Source organism: Streptomyces sp. NPDC048370, assembly GCF_043200825.1.
Lineage (GTDB): Bacteria > Actinomycetota > Actinomycetes > Streptomycetales > Streptomycetaceae > Streptomyces.
Window position 1 is genome coordinate 234,166 of the sequence record NZ_JBICYI010000009.1, and the last position, 13,360, is coordinate 247,525.

The window sequence follows — 13,360 nt, forward strand, 5'->3', positions numbered from 1 at the left end:
CGGCTCAGCGCGCGACAGGGGCGTCCCCTGGGCTCAGCGCGCGACGGGGGTGTCCCCTGGGCTCAGCGCGCGACGGGGGTGTCCCCTGGGCTCAGCGCGCGACGGGGGTGTCCCCTGGGCTCAGCGCGCGAGGGGGCGTCCCCGCCCCGGGGCTCAGCCCACGACGGGGTGCGTCCCCCGCCCCCGGGCTCAGCGCGCGACCAACAGGGCCTCCGAGGCCACCGGGCGGTAGCCCGCCGCCTGGAAGGCCCGGACGCTGCGGGCGTTGCCCGGGGCCTGCTGCGCCCAGACCACGTCGTCCGGCGTCAGGTGCCGGGCGGCGAGGGCGAGGGCCCGGCCGATCCCACGGTGCCTGGCGTCCTCGTCCACCTCGATCGCCGCCTCCCAGCGGCCCGCCACGCCCCGGCCCAGGATCAGCACTCCGCCGTCGGCCGCCCAGACCCGTACGTCGTCGCGGTACTTCCTCGCCCGCGCGACGCGGCCGTACTCCGCGTCCGCCATCTCCCGCAGCGGCAGCTCGGGCTCGCCGGGCAGCGCCGTGGCGACCGTCAGCAGGTCGACGCAGTCCATGCGGCGGCCCGTACGCGCCATCAGGGCGAGAAGGAACCCGGGGTTCATCGAGGCGGCCAGCGGATCGCTCGACGTGGCCGCCAGCTCCGCCCGTACCCACTCCGGATCCTGGTCGGTGAAGACGACCGAGTGCGCGGTGAAGGCGAGGACCCCCGCGTCCCGGGTGCTCGGCTGGGGGACGACCGTCGTCGAACCGTCCGGCGGCGGGAACTGCCCCCGTGCCGCCGCCGCCAGGATCCGTGCCACGTCGTCGCTCATATCTCCATGATCCACCAAGGCCCGACGCCCGGTCCGGGCGGGTCGCCCGATAATCTGGCCCCCGTCATCGAAGCATCGAGAAGGGGCGGAAACAGTGGCGGACATCGAGTCGGCACGCACGGCGTTCGAGCGGTTCGACGTGGACAAGGACGGCTTCATCACCGCTGCCGAGTACAAGAGCGTGATGGCCCAGCTGGGTGACTTCAACGTCACCGAGACGGTCGCGGAGGCGCTCATCAAGCAGCGGGACGACAACAGCGACGGCAAGCTCTCCTGGGACGAGTTCTGGGCCCACCTCAGCAAGGCCTGACCCTCCGGAGCAGGGCGGGCGGCGTGTACTCCGTGCGTACGCACGTGAGTTGCCGCCCGTCCGGGCGCCGGTGACGATCGAGCGGTGACGCCCACCGGATCCGCACGTACCTCGATACGTCCGACGGCCGCCGCGCTCGCCGTCATAGCCGTCCTGGCCGCCGCCCTGCTCGCCCTCATAGGCGCCGGCGTCGCCCAGACGGGCACCGGGGAACTCCGCGTCCCGGCGGCCGGCACCACGAGCCTCCTGCGGCTCCTCGTCCTCGTCGCGCTCGCCGTCCATCTGGGCGAACTCGCCGGCGTCCGGCTGGCCAGGGACGGCCCGCTGCCACGCAGCTGGTCGGCGCCCGCCTCGGTGGCCGGAGCGGCCGCGACGGCCGGCCTGATTCTCCTCTTCGCCGCGGTCAGCGGCCTGGGCCTCACCACGGTCTACGCCACCCGCGAGGGCAAACTGCTCCTCGTCACGGCGAACGCCTTCGCCTTCGCGGCCCTCTGCGCCGCGAGCCGCCGCCCGGGCCTGGCCCTGGCCCCCCTGGCGGTCGTGGTCGGCGCGGAAGCCCTCCGAGCCCACCCCGAACCGACCTCCCCGGCGGTGGGCGTCACCCTCACGGTCGTCCACCTGACGGCGGCCTCGCTCTGGTGCGGCGGCCTGCTGTACGTCCTGCGGACGCTACGACTTCGCGGCGGGGACCGGGCCGTCCTCCTCCGCTACGCCCGGGTCGCCGCCTGGATCTTCACCGCCCTGGTGGTCACCGGCACCTGCTCGACCCTGCGCCGCCTCCCCCTGGACCTCGTCCTCACGACGGCCTACGGCAGGGTCCTCCTGGCCAAACTGGCCCTGGTGGCCACAGCCAGCCTCCTGGCCCTGACCGCCCGGCACCGCCTCCTGCACGACGCGGACGCGGAGACCCCGGCCCGGATCGAGCTGTGCGTACTGGGCGCGGTCGTCGTGGTCTCCGCCATCCTCACGGTGCTCCCGGACCCCCACTGGCTCATGCGCTGAGCCGCGCCGCACGCCGCGTTCGCACCCTTGACATGGTTCTACTCCGGGTGGCCCCACCCCGGAGGGCGTGCCGATGCGGGGCGTCGGACGCCGTCCTAGGGTCGGCTGCATCGAAGGCGGGGCCGTCCGATCTCTTGCGAGGTGCTGGCCATGTGGAGACACGTCGCGCAGGCCACTGCCGCCGGGTCGATCATCGTCCTGGCGATCGTCGCGCCCGCAGGAGCGGTCTCCCCGTCGGCCCCGTTCGATGCTGAGGCGGAGAAGATCTGCGCCACCGCGAAGGCGCATAGGGAAGCCGGAACACTCGATCGGGCGAAGGCGCTCTACACCAAGGTCGCGGCGGGTGACGGGGAGAAGAACTGCGCCGTCGAGGGCTTGAAGCGCGTCGCGGAGCAACGTCAACTGGCGGCGAGGTGGGTCACCGAGGGACAGCAACTGATCCGTACAGGAGATCTTGACGGTGCACTCTTCAATTTCCGATCCGCGCTCGAGAAGGACCGGGGCAACGCAAAGGCTGCGGCGGGCATCGCGCGCGTGGCACGGCTCAAGGAACTTCCGCACCCCACCGCGTCGAGCAACTGGGATCGTTTCTACGACGACTGGGTGAAGCCTCTCGGTCGGCTGCTGCTGTTCATCGTGATCGCGTTGGGAGCCCTGTACGCCCTCGCCGGCCTGGCCTCGCGGGCCCTCGTGCGGGTCAAGGCGGTCGCGTGGCCGACTCCTCTGAAATGGACCGTGGGTGGCGTCGGCTCCTTCCTGATCTTCGGCGCGGGGGCGATGCTGCCGATCTTCGCCATGTTCGAACCGTTCACCACCGGAGGGCCGCTGATCGGATGCGCGGCCGCCGTGATCGTGGTGATCGCGCTCGGCGCCGTCGTGCTGGTCCTGTGGACGATCAGCAAGCCTCCGTACGACTGGAGGCACTGGCTGGGCCTGCTGATCTCCCTGGCTGCCGCGGTCGCTGTGGCGTGCGCCCTGCTCGTGCTCCCCCTGGGCCATGAGACACGCCTCATGGTGGCCTACATCGTCCTCGCGTTCGTCGGAGTCCTGCTGACGGGGGCCGCGTTGGGGCAGAACCTGCGACTTCAGGTCGAGGTGCAGAAGGCCGACGGCGCGGTGAGCGCGGCCGCCACCGATTACCTGCTCGCCCGCATGAAGGGGCTCGGCACCGAGTCGCCGAAGGCACTCGACCGTGCCACCTCGGCGCTGACCACCACGCCCCTGAGCAAGATCACCAGTGAGGAGCTGAGCGCGCTGCCCGCCGGGAAGGTCGTGGGTGCGCTGTCCCGTCTCTTCTTCGTGCTCAGACCGGACCTCACCTGGAGGGCACGGGTCACGCTCGTGGACGACGACCGCGTCTCCATCAGCCTGTCCCGCAACGGCCGCCATGCCCAGAGCGTGGTCTTCAGCAGACCTGATCTCGGCCTGGCGGCGATCCCCGCCGGGGCGGAGGAGGCCGAAAGCACCGCCGGACGGGATCGTGCCTCTGCCCAGATGCTCACCGGCGCCGCCGCCTTCATCCTGCTGCACCTCAGCAAGGCGCATCTGGAGCTCCAGGACGATCTGTGTGGGGCACGGCACTGGAAGAGCGTCGCGCTGCAGGTCATCGCCCGGAGCAAGTCACTCATCGACGAGGTCGATGATCAGGCTGCGGAACGCGTGGGGCTGCTGAGCCGAGCGATGGATCAGGACCCCGATTTCCTGCTGGCGCGCTTCGAGTACATGTGGGCGGCTTACAAGCGCATTCCCCCGGAGGAGACGGACCACGCCGCGTTCGCGGCGGCTCTCGATCAGCAGTACGTCAGTTCAGGCCTGGCGGAGAAGGGAGACGCGGCCGAGGGCTGGGCCCCGCTGCGGATCCGGGTCATGTACAGCAGTGCCACGCAATGGCTCAACGGCTACGTGGCCGAGGACAAGAAGAAGGGGATCGCGCTGCAGGAAGCAGCGCGGTCCGTCGTGGAGCTGAACCGTCTGTGCACGTTCCCTTGGAAGAGAGAGCAGCTGACCGAGCAGGCCAAACAGATGCTTCCCTTCGCCGAGAACCTGAAGTACTGCGTCGAGGCGCTGTGCGGACGCGCCCCCCAGGCGGACGCGGGATGGCTGCACCCTCATGAGGAGGCGCCTCCCTCACCACGGCTGACCTACGACCACGCCTGCCTGGACTGTTTTCTGGCGGACCTCCCGGGGCAGGACCGCGAGCTACGGCTGGGCGAGGCGGTCGAGGACCTGCGGTTCGCGGTCGCCACCGACGACGACAAGAGCAGCGCGGCCACCGATCCCTGTTTCAGCGCCCTTCGGGCCGACGACCGGTTCAGGCGCCTGGTGGGTACCCCGCCCGGGCACTTCCTGGACCTGTCGGTGCTCGCCTCGCACAAGGAGCCGCTGACGAAGGCCGGCATCACCTCCGCCTTCGATCTCGTTCGCAGGACACGGAGCACCGCGCAACGGGACCACCTGGCGGCCTACCTGAAGGTCTCCCGCGTGGTTGTCGACCAGCTCCGCGACATGGCGATGCTCGCCCAGGTCCATCGGGACCTGAGCGAGCCGGGCATGCTCCACCTGCTCATCGCAGTGGGTGTCGCTTCCCCCGCGGCTCTTCGCGAAGAAGCCCGCCGGAATCCGAAGCAGCTCGTCAAACGGATCCGCAGCCAGGCCTCCGAGGAGCGACTGAAACCACGCGGAGTGCGGCCGCCATGGCTCTGGCTGATCGCCGCACGAAGGTAACGCGCTGGTCAGGGCCTACAGCCTCAGCACTCGATGATGTTCACCGCGAGCCCGCCCCGCGCCGTCTCCTTGTACTTGACCGACATGTCCGCGCCGGTCTCCTTCATCGTCTTGATGACCTTGTCCAGCGAGACCAGGTGGCTGCCGTCGCCGCGCAGGGCCATCTTCGCCGCCGTGACCGCCTTGACCGCCGCCATGCCGTTGCGCTCGATGCACGGGATCTGGACCAGGCCGCCGACCGGGTCGCAGGTCAGGCCCAGGTTGTGTTCCATGCCGATCTCGGCCGCGTTCTCGACCTGCTCCGGGCTGCCGCCCATGACCTCGGCGAGGGCGCCGGCCGCCATCGAGCAGGCCGAGCCGACCTCGCCCTGGCAGCCGACCTCGGCGCCGGAGATCGAGGCGTTCTCCTTGAAGAGCATGCCCACCGCGCCCGCCGCGAGCATGAAGCGGACCACGCCCTCGTCGTCGGCGCCCGGAACGAAGTTCATGTAGTAGTGCAGGACCGCGGGGATGATGCCCGCCGCGCCGTTCGTCGGGGCGGTGACCACGCGGCCGCCCGCCGCGTTCTCCTCGTTCACGGCCATCGCGTAGAGCGTGATCCACTCCATCGCGAGCGCCGCCGGGTCGCCCTCGGAGCGCAGCTTGCGGGCCGTGTTCGCGGCGCGGCGGCGGACCTTCAGACCGCCGGGCAGGATGCCCTCGCGGGACATGCCGCGCGAGACGCAGGCCTGCATGACCCGCCAGATCTCCAGGAGACCCGTGCGGATCTCGTCCTCGGTGCGCCAGGCCTTCTCGTTCTCCATCATCATCGCGGAGATCGACAGGCCGGTCTCCTTCGCGAGGCGGAGCAGCTCGTCGCCGGTGCGGAAGGGGTACTTCAGGACCGTGTCGTCCGGGATGATCGGGTCCGAGCCCTCGACGGCGTCCTCGTCCACGACGAAGCCGCCGCCGACCGAGTAGTACGTCTTCTCCAGGACCAGCGCGCCCTCGGCGTCGTACGCGAAGATCGTCATGCCGTTGGCGTGGTACGGCAGCGCCTTGCGGCGGTGCAGGATCAGGTCCTCGTCGAAGTCGAAGGGGATCTCGTGCGCGCCGAGCAGGTTGATCCGGCCGCTCGACCTGATCCGCTCGACCTTGTCGTCCGCCGTCTCGACGTCGACCGTGCGCGGGGAGTCGCCCTCAAGACCGAGCAGGACGGCCTTCGGGGTGCCGTGGCCGTGGCCGGTCGCGCCCAGCGAGCCGTACAGCTCGGCCCGTATCGACGCGGTGTGGGCGAGGAGCCCTTCGTTCTTCAGCCGGCGGGCGAACATCCGGGCCGCGCGCATCGGGCCCACCGTGTGGGAGCTGGACGGGCCGATGCCGATCGAGAACAGGTCGAAGACCGAGATGGCCACGGGGAACTCCTTGTGGGGGGCTGACGCCGTTGTCTGCCGGGGTGGTGCAGAACTGAGCGGGAAAAAGGGGCTGGGGCACCGCGCTCACTGTCCAGTGTGCGCGGTGCCCCGGAACTTCGTACGTACGAAACCTGGAACTAAAGCGTACGAAATTACTTCAGGCCGGGGTACAGCGGGTGCTTCTCGGCGAGAGCGGTCACGCGGGCCTTGAGGGACTCCGCGTCGAAGCCGGGCTTCAGGGTCTCCGCGATGATGTCGGCGACCTCGGTGAAGTCCTCGGTGCCGAAGCCGCGGGTGGCGAGCGCCGGCGTACCGATGCGCAGACCCGAGGTGACCATCGGCGGACGCGGGTCGTTCGGGATCGCGTTCCGGTTGACCGTGATGCCGACCTCGTGGAGGCGGTCCTCGGCCTGCTGACCGTCCAGCTCGGAGTTGCGCAGGTCGACCAGGACCAGGTGCACGTCCGTGCCGCCGGACAGGACCGAGACGCCGTGCGCGGTGACGTCGTCCTGGACCAGACGCTCGGCGAGGATCCGGGCGCCGTCCAGCGTGCGCTGCTGGCGCTCCTTGAACTCCTCCGAGGCCGCGATCTTGAACGAGACGGCCTTGGCCGCGATCACGTGCTCCAGCGGGCCGCCCTGGAAACCGGGGAAGACCGAGGAGTTCAGCTTCTTCGCGAACTCCTTCTTCGCGAGGATGATGCCGCCGCGCGGGCCGCCGAGCGTCTTGTGCGTGGTCGAGGTGACCACGTCCGCGTACTCGACCGGGTTCGGGTGCAGACCGGCCGCGACCAGACCCGCGAAGTGGGCCATGTCGACCCACAGGTACGCCTCGACCTCGTCGGCGATCCGGCGGAACTCGGCGAAGTCCAGCTGACGCGGGTAGGCGGACCAGCCCGCGATGATCACCTTGGGGCGGTGCTCCTTGGCGAGGCGCTCGACCTCGGCCATGTCGACCAGACCGGCCTCGTCCACGTGGTACGCGACCACGTTGAACTGCTTGCCCGAGAAGTTCAGGCGCATGCCGTGGGTCAGGTGACCGCCGTGGGCCAGGTCCAGGCCCAGGATCGTGTCGCCGGGCTGGGCGATCGCGAAGAGCGCGGCCTGGTTCGCGGAGGCGCCGGAGTGCGGCTGGACGTTGGCGTACTCGGCGCCGAACAGGTCCTTGATCCGGTCGATGGCGATCTGCTCGGCCACGTCGACGTGCTCGCAGCCGCCGTAGTAGCGGCGGCCCGGGTAGCCCTCGGCGTACTTGTTGGTGAGGACCGAGCCCTGGGCCTCCATGACCGAGACCGGAGCGAAGTTCTCCGAGGCGATCATCTCGAGGGTGGACTGCTGGCGGTGGAGCTCGGCGTCGACGGCGGCGGCGACGTCGGGGTCCAGCTCGTGGAGAGGGGTGTTCAGAAGCGACATGAATCGATCCCTACGGGGTCTCGGTTAGCCGGCGGTGAAGGCGGTGTACTCGTCGGCGGAGAGCAGGTCGCCCGGCTCGTCCGTGATGCGCACCTTGAACAGCCAGCCACCCTCGAACGGGGCGGAGTTCACCAGGGAGGGGTCGTCCACGACGTCCTGGTTGGCCTCGACGATCTCGCCGGTCACGGGCGCGTACAGGTCGCTGACGGACTTGGTGGACTCCAGCTCGCCACAGGACTCGCCCGCGGTCACCGTGTCACCGACCTCCGGGAGCTGCACGAAGACGACGTCGCCGAGGGCGTTCGCCGCGTGCTCCGTGATGCCGACCGTCGCGACGCCGTCGACGACGGCCGACAGCCACTCGTGCTCCTTGCTGTAGCGAAGCTGCTGGGGGTTGCTCATGTCGTGATTCTCCTGGATCGGGGGAGTGCTGGTGTACGCGGGTCTTACGGGATGAGACGCGGGGTGAGACGTTCCGGCGTGTGAGGCGTGTGAAACGTCACTTCTGGCGCTTGTAGAAGGGCAGCGCCACGACCTCGTACGGCTCGTGGGTGCCGCGGATGTCCACACCTACACCCTGCGTGCCGGGCTCGGCGTGCGCCGCGTCCACGTAGGCCATCGCGATCGGCTTTCCGAGCGTCGGCGACGGGGCGCCGGAGGTGACCTCGCCGATGACCTGGCCGTCCGCGACGACCGCCATGCCGGCGCGCGGGACGCGGCGGCCCTCGGCGATCAGGCCGACGAGCTTGCGCGGCGGGGCGGTCTCGGCGCGCTCCGCGGCCTTCTCGAGCGCCTCGCGGCCGACGAAGCGGCCCTCGTTCGTCGTCTTCTCGAACTTCACGACCCGGCCGAGGCCCGCGTCGAACGGGGTGAGCGAGGTCGTCAGCTCGTGCCCGTACAGCGGCATGCCCGCCTCCAGGCGGAGCGTGTCACGGCAGGAGAGGCCGCAGGGGATGAGCCCGACCGGGGCGCCCGCCTCGGTCAGCGCCTTCCAGACGCCCTCGGCGTGCTCCGGCTTCAGGAACAGCTCGAAGCCGTCCTCGCCGGTGTAGCCGGTACGGGCGATCAGCGCGGGGACCCCGGCGACCGTGCCCGGGAGACCGGCGTAGTACTTCAGCCCGTCCAGGTCGGCGTCGGTGATCGACTTCAGGATGCCGGGGGACTCCGGGCCCTGGACGGCGAGCAGGGCGTACGCGTCACGGTCGTCGCGGACCTCGGCGTCGAAACCGGCCGCGCGCTCGACGAGCGCGTCGAGGACGATCTGCGCGTTGGAGGCGTTGGCGACGACCATGTACTCCGTCTCGCCGAGCCGGTAGACGATCAGGTCGTCGAGGATGCCGCCGTCCTTCTGGCAGATCATCGTGTAGCGCGCGCGGCCCACGCCCACCGTGGAGATGTTGCCGACCAGCGCGTGGTCGAGCAGTTCGACGGCCTGCGGACCGGTGACGGTGATCTCACCCATGTGGGAGAGGTCGAAGAGGCCCGCCTTGGTGCGGACGGCGACGTGCTCGTCGCGCTCACTGCCGTAGCGCAGCGGCATGTCCCAGCCGGCGAAGTCGGTCATGGTCGCGCCCAGCGAACGATGCAGGGCATCGAGGGCGGTCAGACGGGGGGCAGACGTGCTCATGGGTGGCTCCCGGATCCCAAGGGCGGAAAACATGACGGGCGAGGACGTCCTCCCCATCTGTCATGGAACCTGAGAGGTTCACCGAGAGCATCTCGTCACCGAGAGATCGGCTTGCACCTTGGGTGGAGCCGCACCGGGCACGCCGGGGCGGTTCACTTTTCAGATCTGCCTCATCCACGCGGTACGGGGCCTGAGAGATTCAAGGGAGGGTCTTGCTCCTTCGGCGCCCGGGGCCCACCGTGGTGGTTCCGGGACTCTCCCGCGCGGATTCGAGCGGCCGGTATGAGGTTGTGTGCGCTTGGCGCGCACATCATTGCACGCGGTGTCCGATCGGCAAATCGCTTGTGACTGATTACCCCTTCTTTACACTTTGTGGGAAAGGGGTCCCGGGGACCCGACAGGGGGAGAGACGATGACGATCCAGCGCACCGGCGCCTACGCCACGGGTACGGGGATACCGGCTCCGCGCTCCCGCGCCCGCAGCCGCAGGCGCCGCGCCGTACCCCTGCTGCGCGATCTGCGCGAGCGCGGCGGCCGCGGCCCCCGGACGCTCTCCTTCGCCACCGGGGACCTCGTGGTGGTCTCCGGGCTGCCCGGGAGCGGCAAGTCGACGCTGATGCGGCGCGCCGCCGAGGGCCTCGGCATCGACTCCCAGGACGCCCGCGAGCGCTGGGAGGCCCGGCTGCCCGCCTTCCTGCCGTACGCGGTCTACCGCCCGCTGGCCCGGATCGCCCACTACGCCGGGCTGCGGCGCGCGCTCCGCGCCGGGCGGAGCGTCGTCGTCCACGACTGCGGCACCCAGTCCTGGGTGCGGAACTGGCTGGCCCGCGAGGCCCGCCGCCGGGGCAGCGCCCTCCATCTGATCCTGCTCGACGTGACGCCCGACACCGCCCGCGCCGGCCAGCGCGAGCGCGGCCGGGGCGTCTCGGGGTACGCCTTCGCCCGGCACCGCCGGGCCGTCGGGCGGCTGCTCGGCTCGGTCGAGTCCGGCCGCCTGCCCCGCGGCTGCGCCTCGGCGACCCTGCTCGACAGGGACGCCGCCGGAGCCCTGCGGACGATCGCCTTCCGCTCCGCCCACTGAGCCCTTTTGGCCACGGGGGTGCCAGGGCGGCGTTAGGGTTCTGCCCCGAGGGCGTCGTGACCTGGGCGCGTGAGTAAGGGGAATCGGGAACCGTGGACGTTACGTGGCCGGGCAACGAGCTCGAAGAGGTCCTCGCGGCCTCGCTCGGCAACCCCTCCGCAGGAGGCCGTCTCGTCGAGGTCCTCGGCCGGAGCCCCGTCTGGGTGCCGCTGCCCAACGGCGGCAGCCCCGAGAGCAGGGACCTCGACCTGCCCACGATGGAGATCGACGGACTGCCGTACGTCCCCGTCTTCAGCTCCGAGCAGCAGTTCCTGGCCTGCGTCGGCAGCCACATGTCCTTCACGGTCGCCCCCGCCCGTGACTTCGCCCGCGGCCTGCCCCCGCAGCTCGGCATCGCCGTGAACCCGGGCGGCACCGTCGGCGCCCCGCTGCCCCCGCCCGCCGTCGCCGAGCTCTGCCGCGTCGGCCGCACCCCGCTGGACGGCCCCGCGAGCGGTGGCCGGGTCCGGCTCTTCGAGCCCGACTGGCAGGACGACCCCGTCGACTTCCTCACCGCGGCCGCCGCCGAGTTCGACGCCACCGGCGTCGTCCTCTCCGCCCGCCGCGCCCTCGCCAGCGTCGAGGGCACCGAACCGGCCCTCTTCGTCGGCGTCGAGCTCGTCACCTGGGACGGCGTCGACCGGAACGCCCCGCTCGACGCCCTCGGCCGCGCGCTCGGCCGGGTCGAGGTGGCCTGGCCGGTCAACCTCATCCTGCTCGACGTCGCGCAGGATCCGGTCGGCGACTGGATGCAGGAGCGGGTGCGCCCCTTCTATCAGCGGGCGTCCCGGTAATTAAGCTGGTGCGGTGGACGGAAGAGGGGCGGAAAACAGGGTGAGCGCGTCAGGCACCGCTGCGGCCGGGCAGGTCGAGCACACGCTGCGCCAAGTGGCACCCGGGCGCTACGACGCGTACGAGCAGCTGCTGCACGCCCTCGCCGACGGCAGCGTCTGGACGCTGCTCTGGCAGGGCACGCCCGGCTCGCCCGACGCCCAGTACGGCCACATGGACGTCGACGGCTTCGGGTACGCCCCGTGCGTCACCTCCGCCCAGGAGCTCGCCGCCTCCGGCTGGAACCGCGCCCACGAGGTGGTCACGGGCCGCGAGATCGCCCGCGCGCTCTACCCCGACCGGGTGGGCATCTGGCTCAACCCGCACGACCCGAACGGCGGCGTCGGCATCCCCTGGGCCGACCTCCGCCGGATCGCCACCGGTCTCGACCGGATGCCGGCCGGACCGCTGCGGCTCTCCGAACCCGCCGTGGAGATCCCCCAGTTCTACGCCCTGCTCACCCAGAACGCCCACCGCACCCCGTCCGTACGGGCGCTGCGCCGGGCCTGGGTGCAGCCCGCGCTCGGCTCCCCGTACCTCGCCATCGGCCTCGACCTGTACGACAGCTCCGCCGCCTCGGTCGAGTCGGTGCGGGCGATGATGCGCCAGACGGTCTCCGCCGTCCCCGACGGCCTGCCCGTCTCGACGGTCGCGATGTCGGACACGTACGACCCCGTCGCGATGTGGCTGCGCGCCAACGCGCGGCCGTTCTACGACCGTGACGCGCACGCGGCGCCCGCTCCGCCCGCCCCCGGCTACGGCTACCCTCCGGCCGTGCCCCGCACGTACTGATACGTCCGCTCCGTCACCCCAATTCGCCCCTGTCACGGGGGGGTTGGGTCAGATGTCCGTTCTGGCCGAATAGTGGGCGAGATGGTCCGCTGGCACGATCGCAGCGTCCGGATAACGGAAGACAACGAACCGCATCACGGTTGAGCAAACATTCACCGTGAGGTCTGGCGGGTGATCGTGGCCACATTGAAGACTCCCCGGAACACCGGGCGTTCGGCCTCCTGGCCGGTGCCCCGCAGTTGTTCCACCAAGCCGCTACCCGCGGCGGGCAAGGGCCGGCTACCGGCGGCCGAGAGGGGTCCTCACCACGATGACGGCACCACTGCACGAGACGAGTGCGGCCGAGTCGACCGCCACCGTCAATGCCGTGCCCCCAGCGCCGCCCGGCAAGACGATCGAGGGGCGTTCCCCCTGGCAGATCGCCTGGACCAGGCTCAAGCGGGACAAGCTCGCGCTGGCCGGCGGCGCGATCGTGATCTTCCTGGTCATCGTCGCCGTCCTCGCGCCCGTCATCGTGGGGCTGCTCGGCCACCCGCCGGACGAGTTCCACGAGGACCAGATCGACCCGCTCTTCGGCACCCCGATCGGCCCCTACGGCGGCATCAGCTCCGACTTCCTCCTCGGAGTCGAGCCGGTCAACGGCCGCGACGTCTTCAGCCGCATCATCTACGGGGCCCGGATCTCGCTGCTCGTCGCCTTCCTCGCGGCGATGTTCGCGGTCGTCCTCGGCACCATCCTCGGCATCGTCGCCGGCTACTTCGGCGGCTGGGTCGACGCGGCGCTCAGCCGGATCATGGACGTCATGCTCGCGTTCCCGCAGCTGCTCTTCACCATCGCCCTGGTCTCCGTGCTCCCCAACGAGCTGCTCGGCTTCTCCGGTTCGGGGGTCCGCATCGGCGCGCTGGTCGTGGTGATCGGCTTCTTCGGCTGGCCGTACGTCGGCCGGATCGTCCGCGGCCAGACCCTCTCGCTGCGCAATCGCGAGTACGTGGAGGCCGCCCGCAGCCTGGGCGCCGGCCGCCTCTACATCCTGCGCCGGGAGCTGCTGCCCAACCTGATCGCCCCGATCATGGTCTACGCGACCCTCATGATCCCCACCAACATCCTCACCGAAGCGGCCCTCAGCTTCCTCGGCGCGGGTGTGAAGCCGCCCACCGCTTCCTGGGGCCAGATGCTCTCGACGGCCATCTCCACCTACGAGTCGGACCCCCTGTTCATGGTGATCCCCGGCCTCGCGATCTTCATCACCGTTCTGGCGTTCAACCTCTTCGGCGACGGCGTGCGAGACGCGCTCGACCCGAAGGCCGCTCGCTGACGCCC

Annotated in this window: 12 protein-coding genes and 1 riboswitch; of the genes, 7 read left to right on the forward strand and 5 right to left on the reverse strand. The window is 70.8% G+C overall.

Features of this window, described 5'->3' with window-relative positions; translation table 11 throughout:
- Positions 1–189: 189 nt before the first annotated feature.
- Positions 190–828 (reverse strand): GNAT family N-acetyltransferase, encoded by a 639-nt coding sequence (locus ACGFYP_RS21210; protein WP_393495591.1) that lies wholly within the window; start codon positions 826–828, stop codon positions 190–192.
- Between the two features lie 94 nt (positions 829–922).
- Here ACGFYP_RS21210 and ACGFYP_RS21215 point away from each other — a divergent pair, with 94 nt between their 5' ends.
- The 3 genes from ACGFYP_RS21215 to ACGFYP_RS21225 all read left to right on the forward strand — a co-directional run bounded on the left by ACGFYP_RS21215 (position 923) and on the right by ACGFYP_RS21225 (position 4,864).
- Complete coding sequence (locus ACGFYP_RS21215) at positions 923–1,138, forward strand: EF-hand domain-containing protein (RefSeq protein ID WP_361959342.1); 216 nt, start codon at positions 923–925, stop codon at positions 1,136–1,138.
- Between the two features lie 84 nt (positions 1,139–1,222).
- Positions 1,223–2,140, forward strand: a complete 918-nt coding sequence (locus ACGFYP_RS21220) for a CopD family protein (protein WP_393495594.1) — start codon at positions 1,223–1,225, stop codon at positions 2,138–2,140.
- A gap of 150 nt (positions 2,141–2,290) precedes the next feature.
- Positions 2,291–4,864, forward strand: a complete 2,574-nt coding sequence (locus ACGFYP_RS21225; RefSeq protein WP_393495775.1) for a DUF4332 domain-containing protein — start codon at positions 2,291–2,293, stop codon at positions 4,862–4,864.
- 23 nt (positions 4,865–4,887) lie between these two features.
- On the opposite strand, the gene ACGFYP_RS21230 is transcribed toward ACGFYP_RS21225, so the two are convergent.
- The 4 genes from ACGFYP_RS21230 to gcvT form a co-directional block, all read right to left on the reverse strand.
- On the reverse strand, positions 4,888–6,258 hold the full coding sequence (locus tag ACGFYP_RS21230) for an L-serine ammonia-lyase (RefSeq protein WP_393495597.1): 1,371 nt from the start codon (positions 6,256–6,258) through the stop codon (positions 4,888–4,890).
- Between the two features lie 152 nt (positions 6,259–6,410).
- Positions 6,411–7,670, reverse strand: coding sequence for a serine hydroxymethyltransferase (gene glyA / locus ACGFYP_RS21235; RefSeq protein WP_361959330.1), 1,260 nt, complete (start codon positions 7,668–7,670; stop codon positions 6,411–6,413).
- Positions 7,671–7,694: 24 nt separating this feature from the next.
- A complete protein-coding gene (gene gcvH / locus ACGFYP_RS21240) occupies positions 7,695–8,072 on the reverse strand; it encodes a glycine cleavage system protein GcvH (RefSeq protein ID WP_361959327.1) in 378 nt (125 codons plus the stop codon).
- 97 nt (positions 8,073–8,169) lie between these two features.
- Entirely contained in the window at positions 8,170–9,297 is a 1,128-nt protein-coding gene (gene gcvT / locus ACGFYP_RS21245; protein ID WP_393495602.1) for a glycine cleavage system aminomethyltransferase GcvT, read from the reverse strand.
- 169 nt (positions 9,298–9,466) lie between these two features.
- Positions 9,467–9,569: riboswitch (glycine riboswitch) on the reverse strand.
- Between the two features lie 140 nt (positions 9,570–9,709).
- Here gcvT and ACGFYP_RS21250 point away from each other — a divergent pair.
- The 4 genes from ACGFYP_RS21250 (at position 9,710) to ACGFYP_RS21265 (ending at position 13,355) form a co-directional block, all read left to right on the forward strand.
- Positions 9,710–10,378: an AAA family ATPase gene (locus ACGFYP_RS21250; protein WP_393495604.1), complete on the forward strand. Its 669-nt coding sequence runs from the start codon at positions 9,710–9,712 to the stop codon at positions 10,376–10,378.
- A 92-nt stretch (positions 10,379–10,470) separates the two neighbouring features.
- On the forward strand, positions 10,471–11,211 hold the full coding sequence (locus ACGFYP_RS21255; RefSeq protein ID WP_393495607.1) for an enhanced serine sensitivity protein SseB: 741 nt from the start codon (positions 10,471–10,473) through the stop codon (positions 11,209–11,211).
- 40 nt (positions 11,212–11,251) lie between these two features.
- Entirely contained in the window at positions 11,252–12,040 is a 789-nt protein-coding gene (locus ACGFYP_RS21260) for an enhanced serine sensitivity protein SseB C-terminal domain-containing protein (RefSeq protein WP_393495610.1), read from the forward strand.
- Positions 12,041–12,350: 310 nt separating this feature from the next.
- A complete protein-coding gene (locus ACGFYP_RS21265; RefSeq protein WP_393495613.1) occupies positions 12,351–13,355 on the forward strand; it encodes an ABC transporter permease in 1,005 nt (334 codons plus the stop codon).
- Positions 13,356–13,360 lie beyond the last annotated feature (5 nt).